14 protein-coding genes are annotated in these 16,885 nt (G+C 67.5%); 6 read left to right on the top strand and 8 right to left on the bottom strand.

Annotation, left to right across the window (positions count from 1 at the left end):
• Positions 1-178 precede the first annotated feature (178 nt).
• A complete protein-coding gene (locus tag ACFSC3_RS12810) occupies positions 179-2,620 on the bottom strand; it encodes a S9 family peptidase (RefSeq protein ID WP_380940825.1) in 2,442 nt (813 codons plus the stop codon).
• A gap of 147 nt (positions 2,621-2,767) precedes the next feature.
• Here ACFSC3_RS12810 and ACFSC3_RS12805 point away from each other — a divergent pair, with 147 nt between their 5' ends.
• Positions 2,768-3,433 (top strand): glutathione S-transferase family protein, encoded by a 666-nt coding sequence (locus tag ACFSC3_RS12805; protein ID WP_380940824.1) that lies wholly within the window; start codon positions 2,768-2,770, stop codon positions 3,431-3,433.
• A 145-nt stretch (positions 3,434-3,578) separates the two neighbouring features.
• Positions 3,579-4,706, top strand: a complete 1,128-nt coding sequence (dapE, locus tag ACFSC3_RS12800; RefSeq protein WP_380940823.1) for a succinyl-diaminopimelate desuccinylase — start codon at positions 3,579-3,581, stop codon at positions 4,704-4,706.
• 203 nt (positions 4,707-4,909) lie between these two features.
• On the opposite strand, the gene ACFSC3_RS12795 is transcribed toward dapE, so the two are convergent.
• From ACFSC3_RS12795 to ACFSC3_RS12780, 4 genes are all read right to left on the bottom strand, one after another.
• A complete protein-coding gene (locus ACFSC3_RS12795; protein ID WP_380940822.1) occupies positions 4,910-6,583 on the bottom strand; it encodes a putative bifunctional diguanylate cyclase/phosphodiesterase in 1,674 nt (557 codons plus the stop codon).
• 63 nt (positions 6,584-6,646) lie between these two features.
• Positions 6,647-7,210 carry a Smr/MutS family protein gene (locus ACFSC3_RS12790; RefSeq protein WP_380940821.1) on the bottom strand — a complete coding sequence of 188 codons (564 nt, stop codon included), beginning with the start codon at positions 7,208-7,210 and terminating at the stop codon, positions 6,647-6,649.
• Positions 7,185-8,504 (bottom strand): MltA domain-containing protein, encoded by a 1,320-nt coding sequence (gene mltA / locus ACFSC3_RS12785; protein ID WP_380940820.1) that lies wholly within the window; start codon positions 8,502-8,504, stop codon positions 7,185-7,187. The genes ACFSC3_RS12790 and mltA overlap by 26 nt, the downstream gene beginning before the upstream one ends.
• Positions 8,505-8,719: 215 nt before the next feature.
• Entirely contained in the window at positions 8,720-9,415 is a 696-nt protein-coding gene (locus tag ACFSC3_RS12780; protein WP_380940925.1) for a Tim44/TimA family putative adaptor protein, read from the bottom strand.
• Between the two features lie 132 nt (positions 9,416-9,547).
• Here ACFSC3_RS12780 and secB point away from each other — a divergent pair, with 132 nt between their 5' ends.
• From secB to ACFSC3_RS12760, 4 genes are all read left to right on the top strand, one after another.
• Positions 9,548-10,054 carry a protein-export chaperone SecB gene (secB, locus tag ACFSC3_RS12775; RefSeq protein ID WP_380940819.1) on the top strand — a complete coding sequence of 169 codons (507 nt, stop codon included), beginning with the start codon at positions 9,548-9,550 and terminating at the stop codon, positions 10,052-10,054.
• Between the two features lie 188 nt (positions 10,055-10,242).
• Positions 10,243-11,817, top strand: coding sequence for a murein biosynthesis integral membrane protein MurJ (gene murJ, locus ACFSC3_RS12770; protein ID WP_380940818.1), 1,575 nt, complete (start codon positions 10,243-10,245; stop codon positions 11,815-11,817).
• Positions 11,818-11,819: 2 nt separating this feature from the next.
• Positions 11,820-12,809 carry a tryptophan--tRNA ligase gene (gene trpS, locus ACFSC3_RS12765; protein ID WP_380940817.1) on the top strand — a complete coding sequence of 330 codons (990 nt, stop codon included), beginning with the start codon at positions 11,820-11,822 and terminating at the stop codon, positions 12,807-12,809.
• Between the two features lie 89 nt (positions 12,810-12,898).
• A complete protein-coding gene (locus ACFSC3_RS12760) occupies positions 12,899-13,540 on the top strand; it encodes a methyl-accepting chemotaxis protein (protein WP_380940816.1) in 642 nt (213 codons plus the stop codon).
• A 144-nt stretch (positions 13,541-13,684) separates the two neighbouring features.
• Here ACFSC3_RS12760 and dnaA read toward each other — a convergent pair whose 3' ends face one another.
• From dnaA to mutM, 3 genes are all read right to left on the bottom strand, one after another.
• Entirely contained in the window at positions 13,685-15,103 is a 1,419-nt protein-coding gene (gene dnaA / locus ACFSC3_RS12755; protein WP_380940924.1) for a chromosomal replication initiator protein DnaA, read from the bottom strand.
• Between the two features lie 465 nt (positions 15,104-15,568).
• Positions 15,569-15,832 (bottom strand): 30S ribosomal protein S20, encoded by a 264-nt coding sequence (rpsT, locus tag ACFSC3_RS12750; RefSeq protein WP_294289159.1) that lies wholly within the window; start codon positions 15,830-15,832, stop codon positions 15,569-15,571.
• 223 nt (positions 15,833-16,055) lie between these two features.
• Positions 16,056-16,868 (bottom strand): bifunctional DNA-formamidopyrimidine glycosylase/DNA-(apurinic or apyrimidinic site) lyase, encoded by an 813-nt coding sequence (gene mutM, locus ACFSC3_RS12745; RefSeq protein ID WP_380940815.1) that lies wholly within the window; start codon positions 16,866-16,868, stop codon positions 16,056-16,058.
• Positions 16,869-16,885 lie beyond the last annotated feature (17 nt).

Here is a 16,885-nt window from a genome sequence, read left to right as displayed (position 1 = left end):
TCCCGCCTTCGCAAGAATGACGATGGTTTGGGGGGGCATACCGCAGCGCCCTGTTCGGGCTGAGCCTGTCGAGGCCCTGTCCTTCTTCTTCGTGGCGCAAAGCCTGGAACGCGAAGAAGGGCAGCCCTTCGACAAGCTCAGGGCGAACGGAGGTGGGGTTCAGCCCACCCCCTCCCCGCTACTGCCCCGCCACCGGCGCGGCAGCTACCGCCTTCTTCGGCTTAACATAGCGATCGAGCCAGTCGGTCATCTGCCACAATGTCTCGTTGGTCGACTCCAGCGCCCGATACCCATGCGGCTCGTTCGGCAGCGAGACATAACGCACGGTCGCGCCATTGCCCTTCAGCGCCGCGTACATGCGGTCGGACTGGATCGGGAACGTGCCCGAATTGTCGTCCGCCGCGCCGTGGATCAGCAGGATCGGTTCCTTGATCCGGTCGGCGAAGGTGAAGGGGCTCATCTCGGTATAGGTCGACGTCGCCTGCCAATAGGTGCGCTGTTCGGTCTGGAAACCGAACGGCGTCAGCGTGCGGTTGTAGGCGCCCGAGCGGGCGATGCCGGCACGGAACAGGTCGGTGTGGGCGAGCAGGTTGGCGGTCATGAACGCGCCATAGCTGTGGCCGCCGACCGCCATCCGGTCGCGGTCCGCGACACCCATCTTCACCACCGCATCGACCGCCGCCTCGGCGTCCATCCGCAGTTGCTTGATATAGGTGTCGTTCGCCTCGGCCTTGCCTTCGCCGATGATCGGCATCGCCGGGTCGTCGAGCACGGCATAGCCCTGGGTCAGCAGGAACAGGTGGCTGATCCCGCGCGGGCGGGTGAAACGGTTGCCTTGGTCGACGGTCTGCCCGGCGACCTTCGCATCGGTGAATTCGGACGGATAGGCCCAGAGCAGGGTCGGCAGCGGGCCGTCGCGCTTCGCATCATAGCCCGCCGGCGTGTAGAGCGTGCCCGACAGCGGCACGCCGTCGGCGCGGGTATAGGTGATCGTCTGCTGCTTCACCCCGGCCAGCGACGGCGCAGGATCGGTGAAGGCAGTGATCGGCTTGGCCGCGCCGCCCTTCACCGTGCGGACGACATAGTTGGGCACGGCGCTCGCGCTCTCCCGCCGGGTCAGGATGCGCTTGCCGGCATCGTCGAGCAGCGCCACGACCGGCTCGTAATAGGGGGCTTTCGCGGTCCACAACCGGGTCTGCGGCGACCCGTCGAGCGGCATCGCGGCGAGGAAGGGATAGGCGCCGGCCTTGGTCGCCCCCTCCCCGCTGACGAACACGGCTTTCTTGTCGGGAGTGAAGCGCATCACCGGCTTGCCCGCGGCATTGTCCTCCATCATCGGATCGCCCGGGTCGCCATATTGGTCCTGATAGTTGCGGGTCAGCAGCAGCCGCGCCTCACCCGGCCGCGCGGGCGAGACGGCCAGGCGATGCTCGGTGCGGGTGCGCCATTCGGCGTCGCGGACGATGGCGAAGTCGTCGTTGCCCCACATGATGCCACGATAGCGCGCCGGGGTCCGCGCGAGCTCGACTGCGGCGGCGGTGAACGGCGCCGCCTGCATCATCACCTTGTCGTGATGCGGCATGGGCTTCTTGGGATCGCCGCCGTCCAGCGCCTCGGCCCAGACCAGCGTCGCTGGCGCGTCGGACCGCCATCCCGCGCTGCGCGGGCCGGTCACCACCGCGTCGAAATCGACCGGCAGGTCGTCGGCGAGCGGGCGATCGACGATGGTGCGCACCGGCGTTCCGTCGATCGTCGAAACCGCGATCTCGGTCGGGAAGAAGCTGGCGGGCAGCAGATAGGAATAGGGCTTCTTCAGCCGCGTCGTCAGCAGGTAGCGGCCGTCCGGCGACACGCTGAACCCGGTGATCACGCCCGGCTGTCCGATCGGTGTCGCCGCACCGGTCGCAGCATCGACCCGCATCAGCTGGCCGGTGAAATAATAGTCGAACAGCCGTTCGTCGTCGGCGTTCTTGATGAGGTCTTCATAGGTGCGCGCGGCCGAGCGGCGGCCGAGGCTTTCCTGGACGGTCGGACCGGTCGGCGTCGTGCTGACGACCGGCGCGGCCCCACGGTTGGCGACGACCTGGCGCACGATCATCGCGCTGCCGTCCGGCATCCAGTCGACCGCGCCGCCGGGCGCGGCGTTCACGCCCTTCGCGATCGGCTTCGCGGTGCCGGCGGCGACATCGGCGACCCACAGTGCCAGTCCGTCGTCCTCCTGCGCCACGAAGGCGACCCGCTTGCCGTCGGGCGACCAGCTCGGGCTGGAGAAGCGCGTGCCGGCGGGCAGTGCGACCTTCGTCTCGCGGCCGGTTGCCATGTCCTTGAAAGACAGCGCATTCAGCCACTGGACGCGTACCTCGGCAGGGCCGTTAGTCCGGGGATCGATGCGATAGCCGCCCAGCCGCAGGATCGGCTTGGACACATTGGCGATCGTCGGCAAATTCTCGCGCCCCAGGATGGCGAGCGTGCGGTGATCGGGGCTGACCGACACGCCGGGCGTCGGCGCGGCTTCCAGGATCTTCGCGATCGCATCGGGCGCGCGGTGATAGCCGCCATCGGCTTGTGCCAGCGCCGTCGTCGACATGAGAAGCGCGAGCGGCAGAAGAGCGAGACGCATGATGATTCCCCCGGATGTGCAGTTGCTGGGTGGAAGCTTAGCGATGACGACGCGCGAGGAAAGCCCGACTGCTGCGAGCGACCCGCCCCTGTCCCACGAACCGCACCGGCTGGACAGCGTCACGAGCGCCCCCTACCCCTGCCGCCCATGCTCAAGCTCATCATCGGCAACAAGGCCTATTCCTCCTGGTCGCTGCGCGGCTGGCTCGCGTGCAAGCAATCGGGCCTCCCCTTCGAGGAAATGGTCGTGCCGCTCTACGACCAGGAATGGGAAAAGCGGCGCGAGGGCGACGAGTTCGCCCCGTCGTCGGGCAAGGTGCCGATCCTGTGGGACGGCGACTGCGTCGTGTGGGATAGCCTGGCCATCATCGAATATCTGAACGAGGCGAGCGGCGGCGACAAATTCTGGCCGACCGACCCCGCCGCGCGTGCGATGGCGCGGTCGATGGCGGCGGAGATGCATTCGGGCTTCGCCGCGTTGCGCCGCAAGCACAGCATGAACATCCGTCAGGTCTATCCGGCGAAGCATCCCGACGACGACGTCATCGCCGACCTGCAGCGCATCATGGAGCTATGGGCGCAGGCCCGCGCCCGCTGGGGCGGCGACGGCCAGTTCCTGTTCGGTGAGTTCGGCGCGGCAGACATCATGTTCGCGCCGGTCGTCACCCGGATCATCACCTACTCGCTCCCCGTCGCCCGCTTCGCGCCGGCCTATATGAACGCAGTGCTGCAACACCCCTTCATGCAGGACTGGATCGCGGCGGCGCAGGAGGAGGATTGGGTGATCGAGAAGTTCGAGCAGCCGGCGGCGTAACACCCCGGCGTCGTTCCCGCGCAGGCGGGAACCCATCTCCCGGATGTGCCCGGTGGCGACCGCTGGAGATGGATCCCCGCCTGCGCGGGGATGACGGAAGGGAACGGGATTGCGCCATCGCCCCGCATCGGCGATGCCGCCTCCCATGTCCGAGAATACCGACGTCCTAGCGCTGGCGAAGGCGCTGATCGATTGCGAAAGCGTCACGCCGGCGCACGGGGCCGTGTTCGACGTGCTGGAGGCGGCGCTGACCCGCCTCGGCTTCGCGGTCGACCGGTTCGTCGCAGGCGAGGCGCCCGACGGGCCGGTCGAGAATTTGCTCGCCGTCCGGGCGGGTGAGGGCCGCCATGTCGCCTTCGCCGGCCATGTCGATGTCGTGCCGCCGGGCGCGGGGTGGACCGGCGATCCGTTCGTCGGCGCGGTGCGTGGCGACCTGCTCTACGGGCGCGGCGCGGTCGACATGAAGGGTGCGGTCGCCGCCTTCGTCGCGGCCTGCGCGGACCTGCCCGCGCACGGCACGGTGAGCCTCATCATCACCGGCGACGAGGAAGGCCCCGCCACCTACGGCACGCGCGCGCTGATCGATCGGATGGCGGCCCGCGGCATCGCGCCCGACCTGTGCCTGGTCGGCGAGCCTACGTCAGCCCAGCGGCTGGGCGACACGATCAAGATCGGCCGGCGCGGATCGGTCAACATCTGGATCGAGGTGCCGGGTCGTCAGGGGCATGTCGCCTACCCCCACCTCGCCGACAACCCCTGCCCGCGCCTGGTCGCGGCGCTGGCGGCGATCGACCGGCTCGTGCTTGACGACGGCACCGACTGGTTTCAGCCGTCGAACATCGAGATCACCGATATCGAGGTCGGCAATCCCGCGACTAACGTCATTCCGGCTGCGGCGCGCGCGCGGATCAGCATCCGCTTCAACGACCTCCACACCGGCGACGCGCTGGCCGAGCGGATCGCGGGGATCGTCGCGGATCATGCGCCCGGCGCGACGACGCGGGCGGTCGTCTCGGGCGAGGCGTTCCTGACCGAACCCGGCGCGCTGTCCACCCTGCTCGCCGAGGCGATCCGCGACGAATTGGGTGTGACGGCGGAGCTGTCGACCACCGGCGGCACCAGCGACGCCCGCTTCCTGTCGCGGCTCTGTCCCACGGTCGAGTTCGGCCTGCTCAACGCGACGATGCACAAGCTGGACGAGGCGGTGGCGGTCGACGACCTGCGCGCGCTGGAGCGGGTGTATCGACGGTTCCTGAAGGCGGCGCTGATCTGAGATCGCACCTCTTCGATAGCGTCAAACCTCGCCGTCGGACCCTCGACCCGTGTCTGCCCTTCCCGTCTCCGTCATTCCGGACTTGATCCGGAATCCAGGGTCAGACACCGTGTCGCTCTTGGCTCTGGATCCCAGATCAAGTCCGGGATGACGATCAGCTGAGAGCGCATATCCGACGCACAATGCCGAATATCGGCCGACCCTTATGCCCGCAACCGCTCCCGCCCGGCGTCCGACCAATCGAGGAACGCGTCCTCCGTCATCGGCCTGGCGACCGCATAGCCCTGGATCACGTCGCAGCCGATGACGCGCAGGACGTCCGCCTGGGTCGCGCTCTCGACGCCCTCGGCCACCGCTTCCAGGCCCAGCCCGTGGATCAGCCCGACCAGCGACTGGACGATCGACCGCGCCTCGCGATCGGTCGCCACGGCCTCGATCAGGCTGCGGTCGATCTTGACGCGGTCGATCGGCAGCGCGCGCAGGCGCAGGATGTTCGAATAGCCGGTGCCGAAATCGTCGATCGCGATGGTCGCACCGTCCGCGCGCAGCGCCGCGATCGCCGCGACCACCGCGTCCGAACAATGCATCGCCAGCGTCTCGGTGATCTCCAGCTCCAGCAGATGCGCCGGTGCGTCCGCCGCCTGCATCGCCGCGTGCAGGCGACGGAAGAATTCGGCATGGTCCAGCTCGCGGCGGCTGATGTTGACCGCCAGCCGGTGATCGACGCCGATCGCGCTCCAGCGATGGATTGTTTCCGCAACCGATGCGATCACCCAGTCGCCAATGTCGACGATCAGCCCGCTTTCTTCCGCACGCGGAAGGAACGCGCCGGGCAACCAGTCTTCGCCGGAGGGATGCCGCCAGCGCAGCAGCGCCTCGGCGGCGACGACCCGGCGCGTGCCGATCGCGACCTGCGGCTGGAACACCAGCGAGAACTGATCGCGATCGAGCGCGTCGCGCAGATCCGCCTCCAGCTGTGCGCGCTCGGCGATCTGGTCCGCCAGCGTGTCGCTGAAATATTCCGCGCGACCGCGGCCGGCGTTCTTGGCGTGATACATCGCCGTATCGGCCGACCGCATCAGGTCGCTGAGCATCGTCCCGTGATCGGGGTGAATCGCGATGCCGATCGATGCGCCGATGCGAACGTCCCGCCCGGCGAGGTCGAACGGCGCGCTGAGCGTCGCCAGGATCGCCTCCGCGATCGGCCCCGCATCCGTGCTTTGCATGAGGGTCGGAAAGAACAGGGTGAATTCGTCACCCGACAGCCGCCCGATCGTCGGCGCGGATCGTTCACCGCCCGGCGTGAAGCGGTCGCCGATCGCGCGCAGACGGCTGCCGACCATCGTCAGCAACTGGTCGCCGACGCCGTGACCCAGCGTATCGTTCACCGCCTTGAACCGGTCGAGATCGATGAACACCATCGCCGCGACCATATTTTCCGGCATGTCCGCCAGCTGGCGTTCGACCGACCGGCGGAAGCTGGTGCGGTTGGCCAGACCCGTGACCGGATCGAACATGGCGAGCCGCTGGATGCTGACGAACTGGCCGTGCAACTGGCGGAACAACCGCCGCATCGCGCGTGCCAATGTCGGCGTGCGGGCGCGGACGACCGGCGGGATCGGACTTTCGAGATCGCCATGCGCCGCTTCTTCGAGGCGATGGATCGCGGCATCGAGCGCCCCACCCATCGCCGCCACGCTCCAGCGAACGCACAGCCAGCACAGCAAGGCGCAGACCCCACCCGCAATCAGCGCCTGTCGAAAACCGGCCAGCGCGCGTTCGTCATAGCCCGCCAGCAGCAACGTCAGCACGAATGCCGCCAGCCCGGTCCCGGCGGCCTGCAAAGCAGCACGATTCTTAAGCAGAAGGCCGACCATCGCTATGGGTAACATCCCTTTTTCAGGCCGAACCGCCTTGACCGGGACTATCCTTGATGAGGGTTAAGAAACCTTCGACCGTCGCAAAATGATATAAATTGCACCTGTCCCGCCATGACGCGGATGGGCGCCCCGCACAGCCGCGATGCGGTCGCCATGACGCGACGCCGCCAGCCAGTCGCCGACCGCCGCCCGGATCGCGCCGCGTGCATGCGGCCGTTCGGATTCGCGCGGCGGCGGCTTGCCGGTCACGAGCAGGACGACGCGGTCGCCGGCCGCGATGGCGCGGTCGAGCGTCTGGTCGAGCAAACTATAGGCGCCCTGGAGACCCAGCCCGTGCAGGTCGACGCTGCGATCCGGCGAGACCAGGCCCCGCGTCAGCTTGCGGTCCCACGATGCGTCGAGCGTGGCGGCGTCGATCGGCCTCGGCGCGGGCTTGCGCGCGGGGGCGGGCTTGGCCGCTGCGGGAGCCCGGACCTTCTGTGGATGCGTCATCTGGGGCAGCGCGGGAAGCGACGGCACCGGGGCGGCCGGCACCGCCGGCGTCCGCCCGGCGATCGGCCGGACGCCGGCCATCACCCGCCGCCAGAGCGCGGCCTCGTCAGGGGAGAGGCGACGGTTCGACACGCGGCGCCCCCGCTTGCAACCGCGCCAGCGTGCCGACAGGCAGCAGCAGGAACGCAGTACCCCGCGCGGACATGCCGCCCGCCGTCGCCCGAGCCGCATCGCCAGCGCCCCAGAAGGTGTCGACGCGGTTGGCCCCCTTGATCGCGCCGCCGGTGTCCTGCGCGATCCACAGGCCGTTGGCATCAGCCCGATCCATCGACAGAAAGACGGGCGCGCCGAGCGGAATGAATTTCGGATCGGCCGCGACGCTCGCCCCGCCGACGACGGGCACGCCCATCGCGCCGAGCGGTCCGGGTCCGGTCAGCTCGCGGAAGAACACGAAGCTCTTGTTCTCGCGCATCAGGTCGGTGCCCGCCTGGCCGTTGCTGCGGATCCAGCCCATCAGCCCCTGCATCGACGCCTGCCCCGGCGTCAGCAGGCCGCGCTGGCGCATCAGCGATCCGATGCCGGTATATTCGCGCCCGTTCTGGCTGTCGTAGCCGATCCGCATCACCCCGCCGTCGGGCAGGCGCAGGCGACCCGACCCCTGGATTTGCAGGAAGAAGAATTCGACCGGGTCGGCGGCATAGGCGATCTCGAGCCCACGGCCGGCCAGCGCGCCCTGTTCGATCTGCGTCCGGTCGTAATAGGGTACGAAGCTTTGCCCATCGACCCGGCCGCGGATGCGTTTGCCCTTCAGATCGGTGGAGAACAGGCCCAGGTCGACCTCGACCAGATCCTTGGGCTTGGCATAGACCGGGGTCTGATACGCGCCGCCGCGGGTGCGTGAACCGGCGATCTCGGGCTCGTAATAGCCGGTCGCGAACGCCTTGCCGTCGGCGATCTGCACCGCCTCGAACCAGCGGGCAAAGAACGGAAGCGCGTCGCGATCGGACGCGCTGCGCGCGGCATCGCATGCCGGCTGCCAGTCGGCGCCGCGGGTCAGGCCCGACACGTCGGTACGGCGGATCAGTGCGTTGCACGACGTGCGGAATGCGGCGAGCGCGGCGGCGGCATCGTCGGCCGGGATCGGCAGCGACGCGATCGGCGGCCCGGCGACCAGTCCTGCCGCCGCCGCCGTCGTCACCCCCGCCGGCACCGGCAGGCCGGGCATCGCCGCCATCGGGGTCGACGGCGTCGGCTGGCGCACCGGCACGGTCGATTCGCGCGGGACAGGATAGGACGTCTGCGGCCTTGTGGCGGGCGGACGGGCGACGGGTGGCCGCTCCGCGGTCGGGCGTGGGGCAGGGATGACCGCGTTCGAGCAGGCGGACAGCAGGCTTGCCGCGACCCCCGCGACGATCAGACGCTTCATGCTTTTCCCCGTAACGCACACGGCCGGACTACCGCCCGGCCGCTGTAAAGGATTGAGGGAAGGATGGGAATCGCCGTTCCGAAATCCTCCCCTGCAAGGGGAGGTGGCAGGCCGCAGGCCTGACGGAGGGGTGTCCCGCTGCCCGGATAGGGTGACACCTCTCCGTCGCGCGTACCGCGCGCCACCTCCCCTTGCAGGGGAGGATCGAGAAAGCCTTACGCCTCGTCCGTATCCGCCAGCTTCCAGTTCGGATCGCCCGCCTTCAGATCACGGACGAAGGTCCATTCGTCGTGCGTTTCGACCGCATCGGTCATCGACCCGGCGATGACATTGCCGTCGCGGTCGCGCGTGACCGCCGCGATATCGGCATCGAACCGCACGGTGATGCGCGCGACCTTGCCGGTCAGCGACGCGTCGACGATCGCGGCCCGTTCGATCGAGACGAGGCGATTCTCCAGCGTCTCGCCGGCCGCTTCGCGCGCCTCGATCGCGCTGACGAACTCGCCACGGACAGCGTCATCGACCAGATAGGCCAGCGTCTCGCGATCGCCCTTCCAGAACGCTTCCAGCACCATACGATAGGCACTCTTCGCACCCTCGATGAACTGCGCGACGTCGAAGCCCGGATCCGCCTGAACGATCGAACGCAGACCACCTTCCGCGCTCGTCTCGACCGCGCGCGGGCCGCTTTCGCGGACCTCGGGCGTCACGTCGATCGTGCGGGGTACGGCCTGTGCGACCGGGCGATCCTCCGCCGCGCGGGGCAGCGGTTGCTGCTCGTGGCCCGTGCGCTTGCCGAGCACCGAATACAGACGGAGCGCCAGGAATGCCGCAACCATCGCGAGCAGGATGACGTAAACTAACACCGGACCTCCAGACACTGAACGCGTTACATAGTCGCGGACGCGCATCAGTTCAAACGCCTGCGCACCGCCGTTGAAACCCACGCTGCGCCCTGCTAGGCGCGGCAACGTTTTTCTCGCACGTCGCCCCCGCCAACGCGTCAGGCGCCGGTGCGTTGCCTAACAGGGATTTATAAGCACATGGCCGACGATTTCAGCGCCACCGGCGAACCGATGAGCAACGGTGCGGACACCACGCCCGTCGCGGGCATGATCTCGCAGTACGTCAAGGATTTCTCGTTCGAGAACCCGAACGCACCCGCCATCTACCAGTCGCAGGGCGCGCCGAAGATCGACATCGGCTTCAACATCGGTGCAGCGCAGGTCGGCGAGGACGTGCACGAAGTGCTACTGAAGATCGACGTGAAGGCCGAGAGCGACGACGGCACCGTCGCGTTCGTGGTCGACCTGACCTACGCCGGCCTGTTCGGCCTGCGCAACATCCCGGCCGAGCATGTCCAGCCCTTCCTGCTGGGCGAAGCACCGCGCCTGCTGTTCCCCTTCGCCCGCCGCGTCGTGGCGGATGCGGTCCGCGACGGCGGCTTCCCGCCGCTGCTGCTCGATCCGATCGATTTCGGCCAGCTCTACCTCCAGCAGCTCGCGCAGCAGGAACAGCTGGCCGAGGGTGAGCCGGCCGGTCAGGCGTAAGCGTTCTCCGCTCCCCTTCCGTCTTCTCCCACCGTTCGTTTCGAGTAGCCATCGAGCGAAGTCGAGGCGGCGTATCGAGAAATCTGTCTCGATACGGGCTCTCGACTTCGCTCGATCCCTACTCGACACGAACGGTAAGGGGTGGACATGCGGTTAGGAATGGAACGGGGACGGAAGATCATACGACAATGAACCTCGTCCGCGCTCTCGGCTCGATCGGCAGCCTGACGCTCGCCAGCCGCGTGCTGGCGCTGGTGCGCGACTCGCTTCAGGCGACCTATGTCGGCGCGAGCTTTGCCTCCGACGCGTTCCTGGTCGCCTTCCGCCTCCCCAACATGTTCCGTGCCTTCTTCGCCGAGGGTGCCTTTTCCGCCGCGTTCATCCCGATGTTCAACCGCAAGGTGAGCGAGGGCGGCGGCGAGATGGGAATGGCGCTGGCCTTCGCCGAACGCGCGCTGGCGGTGCTGTTCGCGATCCTCGTGCTCTTCACGGTCGCCATGCTGGCTGCCGCCTGGCCGATCACCTGGGCCTTGTCCGGCGGCTTCTCGCGCCAGGCGCCCAGCCCACAGCAGTTCGACTTCGCGGTCACCCTGTCGCGGATCACCATTCCCTATCTGATGCTGATCAGCCTCGCCTCACTACTGGGCGGCATCCTCAACTCGCTGCACAAATTCTGGGTCAACGCCGCCGCGCCCATCCTGCTCAACATCGCGATGGTGACCGCGCTGCTGGTCTTCCACGGCGACCCATACCAGACTGCGCAGGCGCAAGCCGTCGCGGTGCCGATCGGCGGCGTGATGCAGCTCGCCTGGCTCGCCTTCGCCTGCCACCGGGCCGGCGTGTCTCTGAAGCTCCGCGCCCCTCGGCTCGACCCCGAAGTGCGCGCGCTGCTCAAGCTGATCCTGCCCGCCGCGGCCGGCGCAGGTGCGGTGCAGATCAACCTGCTCGTCTCGACCGCGCTCGCCGGATATCTGCTCGACGAAGGTTCGATCTCGTACATCTATTATGCCGACCGGCTGAACCAGCTGCCGCTCGGCCTGATCGGCATCGGGCTGGGTACGATCCTGCTGCCGACCGTCTCGCGCCTGCTGACCTCGGGTCGCGAGGTAGAGGCGATGGCGACGCAGAACCGCGGGATCGAGCTGGCGCTGTTCCTCACCCTGCCCGCCACCGCGGCGCTGATGATCGCCGCCGAACCGATCGTCCGCGGCCTGTTCCAGCACGGCCAGTTCACCGCCGAAGACACGCAACGCTGCGCCTGGGCGCTGTCCGCCTTTTCCGCCGGCCTGCCGGCCTATGTGCTCATCAAGGTGCTGACGCCTGGCTTCTATGCGCGGGAGGATACGAAGACGCCGGTGCGCTATGCGACGATCTCGGTCGGCGTGAACCTGGTGCTCAACCTCGCGCTGATCCCGCTCATCAAGCATGTCGGGCCGCCGCTCGCCACCGCGATTTCGGCGAGCGTCAATCTTGCGCTCCTCTACCGCACGCTGCGTGCCCGCGGGCATTTCGCCGCCGATCCTCAGGTCAAGCGCCGCGTGCCGCGCCTGCTGGTCGCGGCGGTGCTGATGGGCGCCACGCTCTACGCCGGCCAGCGGCTGCTCGACCCCTGGTTGCTGGGCAGCATCTGGCAGCGCTTCCTGGGGCTCGGCCTACTGGTCGGCACCGGCGGCGTCATTTATGTGCTCGCCTGTTTCGCGACCGGCGCCTACCGCGTCGCCGACCTCAAGCAACTGACCGCGCGCCGCGCGACCAAGGAATGACGATGCGTATCCTCTCCGGCATCCAGACCACCGGCAACCTGCACCTCGGCAACTATCTCGGCGCGATCAAGCAGTGGGTGGCGATGCAGGATCAGGGGGAGTGTCTGTTCTTCCTCGCCGACCTCCATTCGCTGACCGGCAGCATCTCGCCCGCCGAACGCACCGCGACCACGCTGGAGATGGCGGCGACGCTGCTCGCCTCGGGCATCGACGACCGCTCGGTCCTGTTCAACCAGGCGCGCGTGCCCGAACATAGCGAGCTGTGCTGGATCCTTCAGGGCACCGCCCGCATGGGCTGGCTGAACCGCATGACGCAGTGGAAGGACAAGGCGGGCAAGAACCGCGACGGCGCGCCGGTCGGGCTCTTCACCTATCCCGTACTCCAGGCCGCCGACATCCTGGTCTATCAGGCGACGCACGTCCCGGTGGGCGAGGACCAGAAGCAGCATCTGGAGCTGACCCGCGACATTGCCGAAAAGTTCAACACCGACTTCGGCGTCGACCTGTTCCCGCTGCCCGAACCGTTGATCTCCAAGGCCGCGCCGCGGATCATGTCGCTACGCGACGGCACGGCCAAGATGTCCAAGTCCGACCCCAGCGACATGAGCCGCGTCAACCTGATCGACCCCGACGACGTGATCGCACAGAAGTTCAAGAAGGCACGGACCGATCCCGATCCCCTGCCCGACAGCTTCGACGCGCTGGCCGAGCGGGCGGAAGCGCGGAACCTCGTCACCATCTATGCGGCCCTCGCCGACATGAGCCCGCAGGCGGTGCTCGAGCAGTTCGCGGGCCAAGGCTTCGGCGCGTTCAAGCCCGCGCTCGCCGACCTCGCCATCGCCAAGCTCGGCCCGATCCGCGACCGGCTGGTCCGTCTGCTCGACGACAAGGCGGCGGTCGGACAGGCGCTGGCGGACGGTGCGGTCCGCGCGCGAGCGCTCGCCGCTCCGACCCTTCGAAAGGCGCAGGAGGCAGTCGGCCTTCAAGTTTGACATCGCTCGAACCCGGTAGTTTCGACAGCGCGGACTTAACCTGGATTTGCAATCTGTGGCCTAGCCGTTGATCCTCACACGAGGGTCAGATGCCACAGGTAACCGGCAGTATTGATGCAACTTGGGCAGCGATCAACCGGTCGCTGGCTGTCATCGAATTCTCGCCCGGCGGAATCGTCCTCGAAGCGAACGCGCTGTTCCACACGATCTTCGGCTATCCACGTGACGCGCTGATCGGCCGCCATCACCGCATGTTCTGCGATCCCGGCTATGTCACGACCGAGGCCTATGCCGCCTTCTGGCGCAAGCTCGGCCGCGGCGATTTCGATCAGGGGGAATATCGCCGGATCGATGCAAAGGGCGAGAATGTCTGGCTGCAGGCGACCTACAATCCCGTGTTCGGTCCCGACGGCCGCACCGATCGCATCTTGCAGATCGCCACCGACATTACCGCCGCCAAGCGAACCGCCTTCGCGCTGGAGGACGTCGTCGGCGAACTCGACGGCATCGTCCGCACTATCGGCGCGATCGCGCAACAAACCAATCTGCTCGCGCTAAACGCGACGATCGAGGCGGCCCGCGCCGGCGAGGCCGGACGCGGCTTCGCGGTGGTCGCGACGGAGGTGAAGAAATTGGCCAGCGACACGCGGCTGGCAACCGACCGCGCGTCGGAGATGATGGCGGGGCGGGTGCTTCAATACCACTGTGCTCCCGCGCAGGCCGGAGCCTAGGGCAAACAGGGCATCGCAAGCGATCATTTGCCGAAAGCACGTCAGGCCTTGGCCTGCGCCACGCCGTCAGACGTGCAAGCTATGCTTGCCCGCTGCCCGCCGTGGCGAGTCGGCGGTTTGCGTTCGCAAACCGCACGCGCCCGCTCAGCGCTCCAGCTGCCTCAGCAGCGCATTCACTGCGCTATCGACATCGCGGTCGGTCCCGCGCAGTTCCTCGATCCGCCGCACGGCATGGATCACCGTCGAATGATCGCGGTTGCCGAACTTGCGGCCGATTTCCGGCAGCGAGCGCGTCGTCAGGCGCTTGGCGAGATACATCGCGATCTGGCGCGGACGCGCGACGGCGACGGCGCGGCGCGCGGACAGCAGGTCGATCGTCTTCAGGTCGAAATGCGTCGACACCGCCTTTTGGATCTCGTCGATCGTGATCCGCCGCTGGCTGCCGCGCAGCTGGTCGCCGAGCACGCCGACTGCGAAGTCCATCGTGATCGCCTCGCCGTTCAGCTGGGCATAGGCGACGACGCGGTTCAGTGCGCCTTCGAGCTCCCGCACGCTACCGGTGATCCGCGCGGCGAGCAGCTCCATCACGTCACCCGGCACTTCGGCATCGGGCACGTCGGACAGCTTGGCGGTCAGGATCGCGCGGCGCAGCTCAAGCTCAGGCGCCTTGATGTCGGCGACGAGACCCGAGCCAAGGCGCGACAGCAGCCGTGGCTCGATCCCGTCGAGCGTCATCGGGCTGCGATCGGCCGCGATCACCAGCCGCTTGCCCGCGCCCATAAACTCGTTGACCGTGTGAAAGAATTCTTCCTGCGTCGAATCCTTGCCCGAGATGAATTGCAGGTCGTCGATCATCAACAGATCGACGCCGCGCAACCGCGCCTTGAACGCATGGGTATCGCGAGCACGGAGCGCCTGGACGAATTCGAACATGAAGCGTTCGGCCGGCATGTAGAGCGCGGTCGCGTCGGGGCAGGCGTCGAGGAACGCCTGGCCGATCGCGTGCATCAGGTGGGTCTTGCCCTGCCCCGTGCCCGAATGGAGGTAGAGCGGGCTGAACCGCGGGCGGCCCGGCTCGGCGAGCGCGCGGGCGGCGTTGAAGGCGACGCGGTTCGACGCATCGACGACGAACCGGTCGAAGGTGAAGCGCGAGTCGAAGTTCGCCCGCTCCACCGTCTTGATCGGCGCCTTGGCCGAATCAGGCATTGCCACTGGTGCCGGTGCCGGGGCCGGCTGTGCCGCCGGGCTCGCTGCCGGTGTTTCCACCGTCAGCGCGCGGGTCGCCTTGGCTTCGCTGACCGTCTCGATCGACACCGACCGCAGGTTCGGCAGGAAGGCGCGAAATTCGTAGAACAGCCGGTCGGCGTAATGGCTCTTCACCCACGTCGTCATGAACGCGCTGGGCAGGCCGATGCGGACCGATTCGGTATCGCTGCCGTCGATCAGCGTCGCGGGCTTCAGCCACTGGTCGAACAGGCGCTGCCCGGCCGAATGGCGCAGGTTCGTCCGAACGCGCGCCCAGGCCTTCGCCACGGCGTCGTCGGAGTCTGCCAGTCTCGCCATCCCAAATGCCACGCGCGCATTCCTTCCCGCCGAGACACACGCTGTCGGCGCGTGCCCCCTGTTTCCAACCGACAAATGTCCCCCAGAGCCGGAGCGATACTCCGGCTCGATGTGCCCCGAGACTGTCAAATGCCGATCAGCGAACGCCGACCGGAGGGCTGTTGTGGATCGACTGAACGAGTCGATCAACCCGCCGGTCCGTCAAGAATTTGAAATAAAGCGGATTGACTCACGCTTTTGCGTCGGAAAAATTTCTTCGCGTTTTATATCAGATACTTAGCCAAATCGAACCACGTCTTCGGCCGCGAATCGCGGCAAATGCGCGATTCGCGTTTCGGGAGCTTTTTGCGCGTTCTCACCCCGTTCCGAAGGACGTCGGCAGGCACGAAAATGGCCCCGCCGGGACATCCCGACGAGGCCATAATTCAGATCAGCAGCGTGCGGCGCGCGCGCGCGCCGACGACCTCAGCCCAGGGCGGCGAGGCGCTTGGTCAGGCGCGAGAACTTGCGCGACGCGGTGTTCTTGTGGAGCACGCCCTTGGCAACGCCACGCGCCAGTTCTGGCTGAACCTGCGCGATCGCGGCGGTCGCGGCATCCTTGTCGCCGGCGGCCAGCGCCGATTCGAGCTTCTTCACGAAGGTCCGGATACGGCCGAGACGGTTGCCGTTGACTTCCGCGCGACGCTCGTTGCGACGGATGCGCTTCTTCGCCTGAGGCGTATTCGCCATTACGTTCAAATCCTGCTGTTTTGATAGGCGCGCGGACAATCTCCACGAGCCGGGAAAGCGGCGCCCATAGCGAGCGGTGGTGATTCAGTCAACCGGGAAGGGTGTCTCCAACCCTTCCACCGTCATCCCCGCGAAAGCGGGGATCCAGGGCCAAACAACCAAGGTCTCGCGAAAGTAACACTGGATTCCGGCTTTCGCCGGAATGACAGAGGAGCAGCCGTCCCTACTTCTGACACTTCGGACACCAGAAGGTCGACCGCCCGCCCTCGACGTATCGCGCCACCACCCCGCCGCACTCGCACGGCAGCCCCTCGCGCCCGTACACCTTGAACTGCTTGGAGAAATAACCGAGCTCCCCGTCGGGCCGCGCATAGTCGCGCAAGGTCGACCCACCCGCCTCGATCGCCGCGTTCAGCACCAGATGCACGCACTCGACCAGCCGCGCGAGTTTGACCCTGGCGACCTGCCCCGCCGGCTTCGACGGTCGGATGCGCGCTTCGTACAGCGCCTCGCAGACATAGATATTGCCCAGCCCCGCGACGATCCGCTGGTCGAGCAGCATCTGCTTGATCGACGCGATTCGCCCGGCGAGTGCTTGTTCGAGATGCTTCGCGGTGAAATCCGGCCCCAATGGCTCCGGCCCCAGCGCGCGGAACGCCGGCCAGTCGGCGACCTCGACGGTCGGCACCAGATCGACCGAGCCGAACCGCCGCGCATCGTTCAGCGCCAGCCGCCGCCCGGCGTCGGTCTCGATCACCAGATGGTCGTGCGTCAGCAGTTCGTCCGGATCGACCCGCCACCGCCCCGACATGCCGAGGTGGAAGATCATCGTGTCGCCGCGATCGGTGTCGATCAGCCCGTATTTCGCGCGCCGCCGCAGCCCCGTGACCGTCGCCCCCGTCATCCGCTGGGCGAGTTCCGCCGGGAAGGGGCGCCTGAGGTCGCCACGGCGCGTCACGACCGACGACAGACGCTGACCGTCGAGCACAGGAGTCAGTCCGCGGACGGTGGTTTCGACTTCGGGAAGCTCTGGCACTCCAAACAGCTAGGTTG

It is taken from the genome of Sphingomonas floccifaciens, assembly GCF_042681125.1.
GTDB lineage: Bacteria > Pseudomonadota > Alphaproteobacteria > Sphingomonadales > Sphingomonadaceae > Sphingomonas > Sphingomonas floccifaciens.
This window is presented reverse-complemented; position numbering and strand designations above follow the sequence as displayed.